Consider the following 15,034-nt stretch of genomic DNA (forward strand, 5'->3'; position numbering starts at 1 on the left):
TAAATATACTATCTGATAAAGCTATCAGATCCTCCATTCCTATTTCCATCTGCAATCTATCGAAATAATAGTTGTTGGCATACCTATTATTTGTATATCAAACTTCAGGCTCGGCTCGACGTTTGTAGATGTATTGTGAATTCTAAAGCTGAATTGCCAACCACCATCAAGATATAATTCCAAGGTATTTTTACTCTCTGGTTTATATTCTAAACTTACAATTCGTGTTGGAAGTGTTGATATTGGTAATTCAATGCTTCTTTTAAGGTTGTTTCCTTGATTATTTAAAGTGCCTCTTAAGTTATAACTTTGAATTTGAGTTATTCGTTTGCTATCAATTCCAATAACTTTATAAAAATCAAATTCTCCAAGTAAATACTCCACCATAAGTTTTGGTATGTCTTTTCCAAACAAATGATTTTGTCTTTCCAATTCACCTTTAAAAGCATTTAACAATGGAATATATACATCATCTTCTTTATTAGGTAAATCACTCCACTTAGAGCCCTTTTGTTTCTCAGTATCAAGATATTCAAATATAGGCTTAATATCTTCCCAATATTGTTCGGAACAATCTACCCCATACCATTTTCTACCAAAATCTAAGTTCTTAGATAGCCTACTATGCTTAACCGCAAAATGATTATGCTTAACACTTAAACCTATTTCCCATTCAATCCCTCGTCTGATAATCAAGATATCTCTCACATCACCCTCTTTCCCTTTATCATCTGATTGAATTTTTAGTTCAAGATCATCATCCCCGTCATCTAAAATCAAAGGTTCAAGATCAAATATAGCGTTAACTCCTGCCAAGGCACTAACTTTATATATTGTTTTTTCAGAGTCAGTTAAAGTATTCCACGCTCTTTCTGCAGCAAAGTAACTACTATTTTCTTCTATCTTTGCTGGTCTTATTTTAGATATTTCTTCAAATAATGTAATCAGGTAAGCAAACTCATATGCTCTTCCTTGATTATTACTTTTATTGCTCATGACTAACCTGCAATTAATTATCTGTTCCAGTTTTTAATAGATTACTATTTACACTTGAATCATCCAAAGCAGATAGAATTGCTTTAGCCATTTCAAATGCAAGATTTACTGGCACAGCATTGCCAATCATTTTATATGCATCATTTAAGTTCGTATAGTAAAATTTAAAATTGTCCGGAAACCCTTGAATTCTTGCACATTCTCGCACAGTTAGTCTCCTGTAAAGTGTTTCTTTTCCTGGTGCAAATATATTTTTATTTTTTTCTACTTTAGGCATTACTGGCGCCTGCGGATGTAACTGACATTGCCTTCCTGAAGCTTGAACTGTAAATGCCTGTTCACCCCACTGTCTCACTCTATTTCTACTCATAAAAATAGGTGAGTATGAACCAATGAAATACTCATGATTCAAAACTTTGCAATTATCTCCATTAGTTTTATTTCCTTCTAATGCCGGTATTGCAGAGTCTTTCAAATCGAAAATTGTATCTTTAAAAGTTAATTTAGTTTCATAGGATTTTGGCGGTTCAAATTTAACTTTCAAATCCTTCCTAAACCCTACATAAAAAACTCTTTTTCTATCTTGTGGAACACCATAGTCACTTGCATTTAACAAATGAATAAAGACATCATAACCAGCCTCTTCAAATTGAGAAACTATATTCTCAACAGCATCATTATGCCTTTTAGCCATCATTCCTTTAACATTTTCGGCAAGAAAAAATTTTGGTTGTTTATCCTTTAAAATGCGTATATATTGATAAAACAATTGCCCACGAGGATCTTCTATTCCTTTTAATGAACCAGCCTCACTCCATGATTGGCATGGCGGCCCACCTATAATACCATCACATTCAGGAAACATATCTGAAGGAATATCACAAATATCTCCTTTTATAAGTATTGTATCATGATTTTTTTCATATGTTTCCCAAATGGTTTTATCATATTCATTTGCAGCTACTACATTAAATCCAGCTTTTTCAAAGCCTAAGTCTAACCCTCCAGCTCCTGAAAACAAACTAATCAAATTCATACTATATTTCCTCCGAAGACTCATTAACACATTCTACAATTTCTGAAATATCACATTCCATAAACCAGGACAAAAAAATTAACACTAAGATTGGTTTTTTCCTGGTTTATTTTGGGGATTTTTTAACTTTTTTGACAAAGTCAAAAAAATAACTATCAAGCAAAAACACTAAATTTTAAATCTAAACATTAGGAAAGAAAAATCTACTTAACAATCAAATAAAGCAAACTAAAAAAGCTAAAATTTTACCTAAAAAGCAAAATTATGAAATTTCTAAACTACTTTTTTAGTTTAAAACACTGGCAAAAATCAATTTATGGATGAAATAACAAAAACCAAAAAAATACAACTGCTATTTAAACTCAATTTAAATAGAAAACTCGTTTTTACTTAAATTGAGCCTAAAAAAATATGTGAAGTTTTGAAAGAGCCATAATTAAAAGCCATAAATTTATAGATTTCTAAACGGTTAAATTTATGGCATTCCATCATATTTAAAAATATAATGGATAAATCGCGCTATCAGAGCGCATTAGACAAAAACATAACTAATTCCTCCTTAATTCTATATCAAAATTTATTAATTCTTCTTAGTTAGTCTAATTGTAACATAAATTTTTTTTAGACCAAGCATTTTTTTTTTTTTTTTTGAAAAGTGTTGATTTTAATGCGCTGGAATATATTTTGAACATAGTTCAAAATATGCATTATTTGATTTTATTAGACAAAAAATATATTTAATTCCTCCTAATTCAATATCAAAAATTTATTAATTCATTCTTAGTGACTCTATTATAACAGAATTTTATTTTTTGACCAAACATTTTTTTTTTTTTTTTTTGCAAAAGGTTAGTTTTAAAATTATAAAAATTAAGATTTTAGGTAAAAAAACCCGAATTTAGCGGTATTTTTGCATATTTATATTCGCTAAAAAGTGAATTTTTGCCACCAAACTGGGAAACTCGGGGATTTTTGCGTATTTATATTCACTAAAAAGTGAATTTTTGCCATCAAACTTGTGAAACTCGGGGAAACTCGGGACCTCATCAAACTGGCAAACTCGGGAATGGAATGAATAGTTTTAATTTTTAAGATTACTAAAAGAACAGCAGACATGCTGTTCTTTTTTCTTTTTGTTTATATTATTAAAATTATTCTGGCAATTCAGGTGGTTTAAATGGACCTAACATTTCATAGTAATTAAGTGGATCGTATAATAACGGGTTACCTCTAGGGTTGGTTATTGATATTATTCAAGACGATTTATTATTTTGATTTTCAAAATTTTGAGCTTCATTTGATTGTCACCAATGATCTCATTTAAGATCAGAATTTGACAAAGTAGGATTTTTTTCGTGTCCTTCCCGATTTTTAACATACATAATATTTCAGGTAGCGCCATGGCTATAATGAGTACCTCCCACTCCACCACGACCAGTTTGAATATAATAAGTTCTTGTATTGTTATTATTTTTTAGTGTAGGAACCGCTCTATTTAAGAAAAAAATATTATTTAGGACTGCATCATTTGTTGTTCATTCAAATGTAGGAGAAGATCAAAATACTTTTGAAATATGTTTTGGAAATTTATTTATTCTAGGAATTAAATCTAAATTACTTGGGGGTTGGCCTCTTCTTGGTTCTCATAAAGACTTATAATTCCTTCCTGAATTCATAATTGATACAGCATCATGGGGATCTTTGAATTTAGCATAAGGCATTATATGCCCGGGAGTAGCATAAGGTGAATTAAGAACAAAAGAATAGGTTGATGATAATGAATCCAAGGATTGATTTTTAAACTGGAATGAAATTGGTAAATGAACGAGTTTTCCGGCAGGATATCAAAGTCTTTTTGCAGTTTGAAATTTTTCAGGTAATTCAAATGTTCCAGTGCTAGAGTAAATTGCTCAATAAAGAGTTAAATATTTTATTCCAAAACCAACATCAGTTTTTGTTCTAATTGCAACAGGCTCTTCGGGAACGTTTAATTCCACAGGATTATCTCATACATCATTAGCGTTATTACCTTTAACTTTATTAAAAATTGTTGGATCAGGAACTTCAAGTTGAGTATTAGATTTAGAAGTATCAAGTTTTTTATTAACAATAACTTTTAGTCAATCTTGTTCTTTATAAGGAGTTAAATGTGGGAACTCGCCAAAGGGATTGTAATCTTTTCCCGTTTTTTGAATTAAATCAAGCGGATCATAAATTGCATAACTAAATCCAATTAGCCCCGGGTTCATATAATCAACATTAGTAGGAGTAACAATAACCGCACTAGATTGGAGTCTAAATGTTATTGACTGACTATTATCTACTGGCACTGGTGTGCTAACGGGAGCTGGTATTGGCGTAGAAGTAGGAACGCTAGTAGTAGTGGTAGCGGTTGAATTGGCACTAGATTTTGAAGGATCAAGATGATATTTAGTTTTGTCTTTAATTGTAATTTGAATCTGTGCACCAACAATTGACTTTAAAGATTTTGGCTGAACTTTTAAAGTTGCTGTTACTTTTTGGGGATCTCATTTTAAATCTGATAGAACTAAATCGCCATTAAATTGTCCTTTTCCTTTTTGTTCGTAATTAGTTGAGGCACTTAATTGTTTTTCAACCTCTGTTTGGTTTTGGCTTTGTCTACCGCTATGAGTCTGGTGCGGAATTAATTTAAGTTTGAGGTTTTGTTTTAGTCAATCTTTATTTATCGCTGTTCCAGCTTCCTTGTTAAATCTAATATAAACTTGTTCCCCTTCGTAATAATCATATCTAAGTGGATGAGATCAAGCTGATTCAAGACTAACAGGCACATTTAATGGAGCAAAATAAATTTTTTGTTGTTTTTTAGAGTTATTAAGTTTAGATGCTGTAAAAGGCAGACCTTCAACATCTTTAAGAAATTCTAACAAAGGAGAATCATGCTCAAGATTTTGGATTTTATGGTTATCTTCTGGTGCGGTATGTGGCTTAATACTGGTTACCTCATAAATTGATCCAGGCTCAAGATTTGAAATATTAAAAGTTAATTTTCTAGTTTTAACATCAATTAAAACTGGGTTAGAGTTCGAATCAATAAAACGGTCTAATCCATATTGAGGAAATACTTTTTTGTAATATAACATAAAAGGAACATCAGCAATTGAATTAGTTTGTTTTTCATCTTTAAGTTCAACAGTAATATTTACATTTGTTGTTGAAATTGGAGTTAGAGTCAATGGATTTGAAGCCGCTAAATTTAATTTTTTAGCTGTAGTACGAAACTCACGTAGAGATTGTTTTGCTCCTGAGGCAATTTCGGGGGCAAATGGAACTGTAAAATCTTGACTAAGTTGATTTGTGGTCGAAGTTCCGCCACCGCCAGCGCCATTACCGGTACTTTTTTCTAATTTTAGAGTTATATTATTATACTCAGTAAATTGTTCAAGATTTTCAACTTTGAAGGTGATTGAATTTGCTTCTGGCGAAGTGCTAGGAGATTCCTTGGTTCCTGTTTTGGTATCGACAGATCCGGTAGTTTGTTGGGGTTGAGGTTGTTGAACCCCTTGGGTTGATTGTTTTTTAGTTACAGTGAATTTAGGGTTAAAGCCAGCATCTTGGAGATCTTTAGTTCAACCTTCAAGTTTAATTTTAGCATGATTGTCTTCAATTTCTTCTTTTATAATATCTGTAATTAAAGGCTGAGTAATAAAATCAAGAATAACTCGACTTCCTGAGGTGCTTGGAACAGTAACGGTTGGAGAAGTTGGAGAAGTTGAAGAAGTTGGAGAAGAACCTGAAGAAGTTCCAAATTTCCACCCAGCAACTAAATTAGGATTTTCAACTTTTGAATCCTCATCAACTTTAAGATCGACAGTTTTTGATGTTAAAGCGTTAATTTTATATTTTATTCCAGGCTCAAGTATATTTAAAAATTTAAAAGTAGCTTGTAATTTATCTTGATCAGATCCTGGCGTACCAGTACCTCCGCCTGATGAATTAGTAGGGGTGGTAATCAAGGTTGTAGCACCAATTGATTGGGATTGATCGCCTTTTTCTAAATATAAAGTAACAAGATCATCTTTTAAAAAGGCATCATCTTTATCAAATTCTAGCGTAATTGTTGCTGAATCGGTTGTTACATCTTTAATTTCAGTTTTAATTAATTTAGTTTTTTCAGCTTTTGAGAAAAACTTACGTTGTAATGCTGTTTCTTCTTTAATCGGGGTATCAAAAGTAATACCTGTTCCGGCAGCACCAGATGAACTTTGTCCACCTCCACCACCCGGAATTGCATCTTTTTGTTTAATTGACTTAATAATATATTGTTTTGCTTTTTTAAGTCCAGAAGTAATTTCAAATTTTAATGTTGAAGTAATTTGTCCGGTCGGTGAAATTAAACGGGTTGATTTAGTTACTTTTGTCTGGTCTTCACCTCAAGACTTTGGAATATGTTTATTTCCAAATTCTTTATCAATTTCAGCTGATAACTCTAATTCTTTATTATTTAGTTCACCATTATTATTATAAAATTCAACATCAATATTGGTGCGACCTTCTGAAACAGCCTCATATTTAATAGCCTTAATCGCATTTTGAGTTTTTAAATTAACAGATGAATGATTTGCAGGATTAGTAACTTTTAGTTTTTGAGGCAAGCGAACTGCAAATTTATTTTGAGCATCATTTTTAAGAGTAAAAATGTAATTTTTAATTGTATACTTATCACCCGGAATAAGACCTTTGGCTTCAAGAACAATTTGTTTATTTTGACCACTAGCGCTAGCTTGTCCTGTTGATGGGGTTGTATTTGCGTCAGTTATTTCTTTAGATTCAGTATAAAAGATTTTGTTTTCAACTGATTCAAGCTCAAGTTGAATATTATACTTATCTTTTAGGAAAACTAAATCGCTACTATCAAGCTCAACTTGGAAATGACCGGCTCTAAGTTCGGGGGTGGTTTTTAGTGAATTTTGAACCATTATATTTGAACCAATCATCGTTGAAGTGGTTGCACTTATAATTGTTGTTGATTCAATTGTTGTATTAACAATTGTTTGTCATTTTTCTGACTCAGATGTTGCTGTTTTTTTATCAATAGGTTCCATTTTTTCTTTATCAAGATAAAGACTTAATGGTGTAGAACCTCCATCTCTAGTTGAAAGACTAATTTCTTCAATTAAATACCAAGAACCTTTTTCAAGCCCTCCTAGTTCAAATTCCAAAAAGGTAATTCCGAAATTTTCTTCATTTTCTTGTTGACTAGCCTGGTTAGTTGGGTCTTGTTGTCTTTGAGGTACTCTAACCGTGATTGTATCAACCGTATCGCTTGCAGCATCACTGCTAGACTTATTTATTGGATCTTGCCAACCATAAGAATTTGTATTATTAACAAGTTTTCTGTATTTAATAATGGCTCTATGATTAGAAAAGTCTAATTTTTGTGAGTTTTCAACAGCTAAAATTAGATTAATACTTGTTTCACTAGGAACATAAGTCATTTTTGTAACCAGTGGGGCAGTATTAAAACTAAATGAAGGCTGAGTATTTGCTTGTGAAGAAAAATTAACCGCAACTGGAGCATTAGGATCAGGAACGATAATTTTAATTTGTTGGGCTTGATCTTCAAGACCGATAATTGTATATTCAGATCCTGCATCTAAATTATCAAGATCGAATTCATAATAATAATGAGCCTGATCTGGTTGGGTATTTAATCAATCTTGCTGCGTCTGACCTTGTTGAGTCTGGGTTGATAATAATTGAGCTTGAACAAAATTTGTTGATGTATTAGAAATTCCTTGTTTTGAAGATTTATAAACTAATTTAAGTCTTGTTGACTTTTCTTCAAGTGGTTTGTCTTGACTTGAGAAAAACACTCTAACTTTTGCTTTTTGCCAAGGCTTAGCAGTTTGGCCTTGGTCTAATTGATAAGTAATTCCTAGAGCTGTTGCTGATTCAAAAGTTGTTTTAAATTGTTTTTTCTGGTCAGCAGTTGGTGGTTGACCTGTTGAATCTGCCGAAGCATTTTCCTGGATTTTTTGGTTGTCAAATTCAATATTTTGTTGAACATTAAATTGAGACTGACTTGCACCAAGGGTTGTTTGGTTTTGGGCTTGATCAAAAACTAATGAAGTAATATTATAATCAGTATTTTTTTCGAGATTTTTTAATTGGAAAACTACTTTGGAAGTCTTTCCTACCTCATCTGCAATAATTGTGCCATCTTCTTCTCTTGTTTGATTAGATTGGTATGTAAAAGTTCCTTTTACTTTTTTACCAATAAATGAACCATTTGGATCCTCAATTACTAATTCAATTGTTGCACTTGTTTCTGAAATTGCTTTTTTACGAATTGCAATTATTTTTGTATTTGTATAAAAACTACGTTTTTCAATAGTAATTGATTCTTTAATTTCAATTGGTGGAAGTTCCAAGCCTGATAGCAAAGGAGAATTTAAATCTTTATCAAGAAAATCAAGTGATTCAACAACATATTTTCCTGGTTCATTAATATTATTAATAGTTACTTCAACACTTGGTTCTCCAGAAGATATGTTTACTATTGAATTAAAATCGTTTTTGTCAATTTCAACACTTTGTCCTAAACCTTTTGGACTTGTATAGTTAACTTTGATTTTTGGTTGTGTCTCAAGAAAAGCTTTGTATTTTGGATCAAATTTAATTGTTAGTTTTGCATTATTTTGACTAAAGTCAGGTTGAATTTCGATTGACTTTACATCAACTCTAGCTGGATAAGTTAAAAATGCTCGTTTTTCTTCAGCTTGAGGTGAAAAATTAAAAAGTCCTGAATTTTGGTCACCATCATTTTCAGTCTTAGTAGTTAAAACACTATCTAATTGATTATTTGTATCATAAGCAATTTTTGTTATGTAATATTGAGCAAAAGGATCAAGATTTTGAAGAGTAAATTTGAATGTTGTACTTTCATCGATGAACTCATCTTGTGACTGTTTATCTGAACCTGCAGAAGTGCTTTGTAGCGTTGCTAATACTTCCTGGATTGTTTCTTTTGCTTCATTACCATCAACAACTTTTTTATACTGAATTTTTGCTTTTATTGATTTAGACTGGCTTGCTTGAATGTGTTTAAATACCTCACCAGTATCTTTAAGATTTAAAAGAAAATCATAATCTTCAGGGTTTATATTATTACGAAATTGTAAAATTGAATTAACAATTGGTAAAGTTGCAAATTTTTTCTCGTCTTCTGTTAGACTTGTGTCAAAAACAAAATTTAATGGTTTGGCTAAAGCCGTGCTTCGGCGACGTCTTGAGCCGCCACCACTAGAACCTGTTTGTTTAATTCCTAAAACACGAAATCCGGTTCCTTTTTCAAGATTACTCAATTCAGCTTTAAATTGGACGCTAGCTGGGTCAGCGTTTTCAACAGTCAATTTAGCAGTTTTTTCAGCAATTGAACCGGTTTGGTAATAAACTAGTTCTAATTTATCTTGATAATCAACATGTTTTAAATACTCATCAAATTTATCAAAAGTTAAAGTAATTGTTGCGCTATCAACTTTCTTGTCATCAATTTCAATTTTGACAATTTTTGCTGATTCAGGTTTAATGATAAATTGATTTCCGAATTCAATTGATCCATTTCCTGAAACACTTCCTTCAATTTTAGAATTTGTCCCTGGATCACTAATTTTAATTGCAAAATCTGAAAATTGTTGATTTGTAGTTGGAGTAGTTTTTGTAGTTGGATCAACTTGGTACTGAGTTGCAGTAGAACCAGAAATTGTTTGTTGTGTTTCTTCTATATCAGCTCAAGTTAGACTAACGAGTTTGTAAATTGCATTTTTTTCTAGATCATCAAGTTCAAAACTAACTTTAGAATTTTTAATTTTTCCTTGTACTTCAACATTTTGGACTTGTTGACCTTGAAGATCTGTTCCTTTTGGATCAACTAGTTTTTGTAAAGTCACTTTAACATCACGACCTTCAAATCCACCTTGGGTAATGTCTCTTCCGGCTAGTGGGTCTCTAATTGTAAAATTAGCAAAATATTTTGTTTCAGAAATTTTGTCAATTGAATAAGCAATTACTTCTGGCTTGGTTGCAAAATAAAGTTTTGATAAAACCTCAGGAGTTCTTGTTGCTGTTCCTTGATTTTGAGCTTGTTGAGCTTGTTGAGTATCGCTAAATTTGAAAGTTTTTAATCTTTTTGGTGCACCTTCAACTTCTGGGGTAATATCTTCAACTTTTGTAAGAACATATAAACTTCCAGGGCTAACTGAATCGAGGCTAAGGTCGATTGTTGGCTTTTGGCCTTGATTATTGTTATTATTTTCAAATTCTTTTTGGGTACTTACTTGGTGGCCAGTTTGACTATCTTGGAAAGTAAATTGAAGTTTTCTTTTTGTATTATTAGCACCACTTTGGTATAAAAATTGCTCATCTTGGGCAAAACTAACACTAATATCAGCACTTGTATTATCAGATTTATACCTAATATCAGTAATTGTTGCCGATTCAGCATCAAGGACAAATTCTTTAGTTATTTGCTGATTTGGCTGTTGGGTAGTAAAACCATCAACTTCAGCTCCGCCTTGGATTTGATCAGATTGAATTTGACTTGGCAAGCTATCAAGAACTTTTAACTCTTCAATTTCATATGAACTTGCTTTTTCTAAACCGCTAATGTCAAAAATCGCATTTCCGTTAATTATTTCAGCACTATAAACAGTTGGAATTTGACTCTGAGCTGGCGGATTTGCTTTTGATTTAATTTTAATTTGTAAAAATTTATTATTTCAATTAGCACCATTGTCATTAAGTTTAATATTAATTTGAACAGAAGTCTCAGAAGTTGAAACTGGTAAAATTTGGGCTAGATTTGGTGTTGGTGAGAAAAATTGTTTTTCAAAACCAGCCTCAGTATTAGGTGATCTGTCAAATTCAAATTTAAATTCTTGTTTTTTTAGATCAAGTTCATTTCGTACTTGGGTAGTTTCTTCTTTTAACTTAATATTTTCAATTTCGTATTTGTCTCCAGGAGATAAATCAGTTAAATTAAAAGTAATTGTTTTGGCTACCTGATCAACACTTGCTTCAACTTGTTTAGTTTGGCTAGTTTGGGTTGATAAATTTTTGTAAGTTAATTCAAGTGTTTTTTGACCTAAATAATCATCAATATCATCAAGAGTAAGTTCAACTGTTAGAGATGTTGTTTGAATTGATCTAGTTGTAATTCTAGTAATTTTTGCACTTTTGGCACTTGTGATAAATGATTTTTTATCCTCAAGAGTTGTTTCAGTTTCAAGAAGATCAATTTCTTCCTCGACTATGGTTTGAGAGTCAACATTAACTAAAACTGGATCTAAACTTCGTTTTGAACGCCGAGCAGATAAAGTAGCAACACCTGGGGCAGAAGTAGCTGGAGTAGCTTCTTTTTCAAATTTAACTGATTTAATTTTATATTTTGTTGCTTTTTCTAAGTTTAAAAAGGTAAAATCATAAATTCCATTAAGACTTGTTGCGCTAAGAACTAAATTGGATTGAGATACTCCTGTTGGTCCTGTAGATTGACCAGAGCCTGATTCTATTTTTTCGAGTTCAACAGTTAATTTTTTACCTGCAGTATATCTTCCATCATCTTTGAGTTCAAGTCTAAGCCTAGCTTGGGTTTCAACTTCAGTGTCAAATTCAATTTTTTTAATTACCGCTGCAGTTGCAATTATTTGATCCTTATAAAAATCAAGATCATCTAAATAAATATCAACTTTTGGCGTGCTTTGTGGACTATTATCATCTTGGACTTGTTCAAAGCCAAGAATTACATATTGTTGTCCGTTTTCAAGATTTTGAAGTTCAAAAGAAGTTTTTTGGCTATCAACATCGGCTTTTGCTTCAACAATTTGTTCTTGTTGCTCACCGCCGTATTTTTTAAAGCGAACTTTTAATTTATTTTTATTAAGAAAATCATCAAGTTTTTCGGCGTTATTACCAGCTTGAGCATTTGCTTGATTTGGGATAAAATCTTTACCAAATTCAATTTCAAATTTAGCAGTGTTTTTTGTTCGATCTGTTAGTTGAATTTTTGTAACATTAGCGGTTTTTGGAATAGTTTGAAATTGACTTTTTTCGGTTGAATCAAGTAATTTATCTTTAAAAGGAATTAAAACAGCACTAGTATTTGTGTCGGCAAATTGAGCAACGGAACGACGAACTCGAGAACTTGCCTGAACAGGAGCAATAGCTGGAGAATTTGTTGTACCCTCAAGTTCAAGTGAGTTTTTGTCAATTTCATAAAGACCTTGTTTGTATAGGTCGGTAATATCAAATAAAATACGTGCACTATTTACTTTTGCACTAATTTTTCCTTCTTTAAATTGAGCACTTGTTGCTAGTGCTTCATCACCATTTTTAGCTTTTAGGTGGTATTTAAGTGTTGCTGTTTTGCCATTATAAACACCTTTGGCATCAGCTAAAATGAAAGTAGCAATTACACGCTGTTCGTAAGAATTATCATAACCAACTTCAATAATCGCACTTTGAGTGAAAAATGAAGACTGACTTGAGTCAAATTTGTGTTGAGCATCGCCAAATAAAATGTTTCTTTCAGTAAGTATTGCATTTGTATCTTGATTATTTAGTTCAACTTCTTTTGCAAGAACAACAGAATTAATGTTGTATTTTGAACCAATTTCAAGATCTTTTAGCTCAAAAGTTAAGGAATTATCAGCATTTTGCCCAACATTGTTAGTTTGACTTGCAACAGCTGATAAGAGTTTCGATGAACCTGCAAGTGAATAGTAAATTTTTACTTTGTCTTTACCAATTGCCTTAATTGTCTCAGGACTAAAAGTTACTTTTAATTTAGCACTTGTTTGTTGTTCTCTAATATTTTCAATCTTAGTTAAAACTAAAGGCGCATGAACTCCAAATATTTTTTGGGCTTGACTAATTGTTTTGGAAACTTTTAGAATATCTGAATCGCCTTTTGAAGACTGATAACCATCAATTTCAATTTTTTCAATTAAATAGTCTTGTCCTTTTGCCAGTGAATTTACTTCTAAATTTGCAATTATTGAGTTATTTTCAATAATTGCATCAATAGTTTTGGAAACTCCACCAGGTTTTAATTCTGAATAAGTAATTTTGGCTGTTTTTAAAGACTCAAGAATATTTTTAAAAGCAATATTAAGCTCAACTGCGCTGTCAGATTTTGAAATATAAGTAATTGAACTAACAGCCGGACGGGTAGTCCAAGTAAGTTTGTTAGCACTAATATTAGGACCAAAATTTAAATATAATTTATTAACAAATTCATTTGTCGAATCAGCAATTCCAACTGAGTCAATTAAATAGTTAGTTCCAGGTTCAAGATTAATTAAATCCCAACTAAGAACTAATTTGTCGCCATTAATTTTAAAAGCTTGGGCCTCAGATTTAATCAAATTACTTGATCCGGCGACTTTAAAGTATAAAGTTGCAATTTTATCTTTAATAAAATCATCAACTGAATCAAGAATCATACTAACACGACTAAGATCTTCGGTAATTCGGTCAACAACAACTGATTCAACCATTGCGCTTGTTGCATTAGTAAAGAACTTTTTCTGTTTTTGGTCAAAATTTTGGGCAAAGAAAATTTGACTAGTCTGCGGCTGACCACTTTCATCAAAATTTGTGGCATTTTCGACAATTTCAAGTGATGAAATTGTAAAGTGTTTTTCTTTTGGTAAATTTTTTGCCAAAGAAAATAGTTTGTTTCCAACAACCTGCGCTGAACTTGAGAGCATTTTTGTAGGTTGATCATCAGCAAAGAAATTAATTTTTACTTCTTTGCCGTTTAACATTAATGATTGGTCATTAAATTTAATATCAAAACTTGAGGTATTATTTGCATCAACAAAAGTTCTAATTCGGGCAATTTCAGGAGCAGAAATAAATGAAAGATTATTGTTTGTTGAAATTGCTAAAGAGCCAGAGTTATTCCAAATTCGTGAAATTCAGAATTTGGTTCCTCCAGGAATTTGTTTTAAATCCAAATTAGCAAAAACTTTATTATTTTGGACTATTAAACTAACATCATTTGCAACGCCAAATTGGAAATTGTCTAATTCGTCTTTGTAATAATATTCTAAATTAATTTTTTCATTTGGATTAATTTTAATATTTTTGTTTTCAAAAGCTAGGGAAATCTCAAGTAAAGCCGAATTTAGACCATAATGCTTTTGATTAAGATTTAAAATTTTACCGGCAATTGGACTTGGGGCAAAATAACGATTAGCCAATGGCGAAATTGCCAAATCAAAAAGTTGATCTGGATCATCAAAATAATATTTAGTGGCAAGAATTTCGTATTTTTGGTTGCGATCTAAATTTCTTAGCACAAAACTAGCTTGTTTTTGGTCATTTTTGGCAACAAGTTGACCTTTTGCTTCAAGAATTTTATTTGAACCAATTTCTTTATAGTACAAAATTAAATTAGCTGAATCAAGTAAGTTTTGTGAATCAAATAGATCAAGATCCAAAATTGTATCATTTTCAATATCATAATGACTAAATTTTTCAACTTGATTTTTAGTTGAAAAAAACTGCGAAGTTTTAGAAAAACTAAAATAATAACGGGGATTATTTGGGGCTACAAGTTGTAATTCATAAATTGAACCACCAAGTAAATTATCGGCATAAGTATGAAAAGTGTCAGTTTTTGGATCATATTTAACTTTAGTCTTAACACTATAACGTGATTTTTGGCTAATATAAACAAGTTCGAGATCAGCTTTTTTAGCCCAATCTGTATCTTGTTTTGTTTTTCCTTGAAGTTTAAAACTAAAATCACCTGAATTAGGACTTACATTGTCAGCAACAAAATTTTGGACATATATTGTTTTTGGAGTAATTACTTTGGCAAGATAAGGTGAGAGCGAAACAATAGCACCAGTTAAAAAACCGCTGCTGGCGAGTAATTTTTTAGTAAGATGACTATTAATTGTTTTATTGTTTTGGTTTTCTAAATTTGCTTTTTTCATAATTATCTCCTTGTTA

At 31.4% G+C, this 15,034-nt stretch carries 3 protein-coding genes; all 3 read right to left on the minus strand.

The window, feature by feature from the left end; translation table 4 throughout:
- Positions 1 to 39: 39 nt before the first annotated feature.
- Positions 40 to 996, minus strand: a complete 957-nt coding sequence (locus KW512_RS00090; protein WP_258841497.1) for a HaeIII family restriction endonuclease — start codon at positions 994 to 996, stop codon at positions 40 to 42.
- Between the two features lie 13 nt (positions 997 to 1,009).
- Positions 1,010 to 2,032: a DNA cytosine methyltransferase gene (locus KW512_RS00095; RefSeq protein WP_258841498.1), complete on the minus strand. Its 1,023-nt coding sequence runs from the start codon at positions 2,030 to 2,032 to the stop codon at positions 1,010 to 1,012.
- A 1,151-nt stretch (positions 2,033 to 3,183) separates the two neighbouring features.
- Positions 3,184 to 15,018: a DUF1410 domain-containing protein gene (locus tag KW512_RS00100; protein ID WP_258841499.1), complete on the minus strand. Its 11,835-nt coding sequence runs from the start codon at positions 15,016 to 15,018 to the stop codon at positions 3,184 to 3,186.
- Positions 15,019 to 15,034 lie beyond the last annotated feature (16 nt).

Source organism: Mesomycoplasma ovipneumoniae (genome assembly GCF_024758565.1).
In the GTDB taxonomy this organism is placed as follows: Bacteria; Bacillota_I; Bacilli_A; order Mycoplasmatales; family Metamycoplasmataceae; genus Mesomycoplasma; species Mesomycoplasma ovipneumoniae_B.